This window comes from Arthrobacter sp. Y3221157 (assembly GCF_059089865.1).
The window spans coordinates 1-1,789 of record NZ_JBNHFD010000182.1; the positions used below are offsets into that span (position 1 = coordinate 1).

General features: G+C 66.9%; 3 protein-coding genes. All 3 read right to left on the minus strand.

What is annotated here, in order from left to right; all coding sequences use genetic code 11:
* Nucleotides 1-257: serine dehydratase beta chain (locus tag AC5RTT_RS20465; RefSeq protein ID WP_494146694.1), on the minus strand; the 257-nt coding region annotated here is incomplete at its 3' end.
* A gap of 164 nt (nt 258-421) precedes the next feature.
* Nucleotides 422-1,570 (minus strand): glycine cleavage system aminomethyltransferase GcvT, encoded by a 1,149-nt coding sequence (gene gcvT / locus AC5RTT_RS20470; protein ID WP_494146695.1) that lies wholly within the window; start codon nt 1,568-1,570, stop codon nt 422-424.
* A 10-nt stretch (nt 1,571-1,580) separates the two neighbouring features.
* A partial coding sequence (locus AC5RTT_RS20475; RefSeq protein WP_494146696.1) for a hypothetical protein occupies nt 1,581-1,789 on the minus strand: 209 nt, incomplete at its 5' end.

Genomic DNA, 1,789 nt, shown 5'->3' on the forward strand with positions numbered 1-1,789 from the left:
TCCTCCACCTCCCCGGGCAGGATCAGTTCCGGATGGAACCCCTCCAACCCCAACAGCACCGCGGTCATCGTCCCGTGCCCGTGCCCGGTCGCCGCCAACGACCCGTACAGATCCACCCGCAACGAAGCCACATCCGTCAGCCTGCCGGAAGCCTTCAGCTCCTCAGCGAACACAGCAGCAGCCCGCATCGGCCCCACAGTATGCGAGCTCGAAGGGCCAATGCCAACAGAGAAAAGATCGAATACGCCAACAGCCATTGTGTTCCTATCTAGAGTTCGTGGCGGGGATGGGTGCGGCCGGGAGACGTGCGCACGAGGGGCCGGCGGAGCCGGACTTTTCGAAAGCGTGCGTCAGAGGCGAGGAACGAGCCAGCACGCGTGAAAATGTCCGGTCCGCCGGCTCCGGCGCCAGCCACGGTACGCTACTTGGCTCGGCGGTAGAACGGGAGCTCGACGACTTCGAACGGTTCTGCCTTGCCGCGGAGGTCGATGTCCAGGGCGGTGCCGGGGGCAGTGTGTTCGACGTCGACGTAGGCCATGGCCACCGGGTAGCCGAGGGTGGGCGAGGGCTGGCCGGAGGTGACCTCCCCGACGGGAACGCCATCCTTGAGGACGGGGTAGTGGGCGCGGCCGGCACGGCGGCCGAGTCCCTTCAGGCCGACGAGGCGGCGGCCGGAGGTAGTGCCGGCACCGGCTTCCTTCTTGGCGGCCAGTGCGGCCTTGCCCACAAAGTCGCCTTCCTTGGACAGCGCGACGACGGGTCCCAAACCGGCGGCGAACGGGTCTCCCTGCAGGGAGAGTTCGTTGCCGTAAAGGGGCATGCCGGCTTCCAGGCGGAGGGAGTCGCGGGATGCCAGACCGGCCGGAGTAAGTTCCCCTTCGTCGGCGATGGCTATGAGGGCCTGCCACAGGGCGGGTGCGGCGTCGTTGGACACGAAAATCTCGAACCCGTCCTCCCCGGTGTAGCCGGTGCGGGCCAGGAGGAGCTCCCGCCCTGCACCGCCCACCAGTAACGGGACCTCCACAGCGGCGTAGTACAACAGGCCCGTGACGTCGTCGTGCCTGCCGGCGGGAACCAGGCGGAGCAGCAGGTCCTGGGCTTTGGGCCCCTGCACGGCGATCAGCGAGGTTTCCGCTGATGCGTCCCGCACCTGGACGTCGAAGGATGCTGCGCGTTCGGTCAACGCCTCGGCAACCACCGCGGCGTTGCCGGCATTGGGGACCACCAGGAAGACGTCGGTCCCGTCCTCGGCAGCGGGCCGTCGGTAGGTGATGAGGTCGTCGATGATGCCGCCGTCATCGTTGCAGATGAGCGAGTATTTTGCTTTGCCTACCGGCATGGCCGAAATCCTGCCCACCAGGGCATAGTCCAGGAAGGCTGCCGCCTCGGGGCCGGTGACCCAGACTTCGCCCATGTGGGAGAGATCGAACAGGCCCGCTGCGTTGCGGACGGCGTGGTGTTCGGCCAGTTCGGAGTTGTATTTGAGGGGCATCTGCCAGCCGCCGAAGTCCGTGAAGGACGCGCCCAGTTTTTTGTGCTCGTCATAGAGAGCTGTGTATTTCTCAATCATGGGCATGTCCTTAGTTTTCGAAGTCTTCGAGGGGCGGGCAGGAGCAGACGAGGTTGCGGTCGCCGGCGGCGCCGTCGATCCGGCCCACGGGCGGGAAGTACTTGTCCTGCTTGAGGTGGTGGACGGGGAAGGCGGCCTGTTCCCGCGGGTAGGCGCGGTCCCAGTCCGAGGACACGACGGCGGCTGCCGTGTGCGGTGCCCGGCGCAGCGGCGAGTCGG

Excerpts from the sequence above, each read along its gene's own strand:
- gcvT (WP_494146695.1), bottom strand. The coding sequence starts at position 1,570 with ATGATTGAGAAATACACAGCTCTCTATGACGAGCACAAAAAACTGGGC.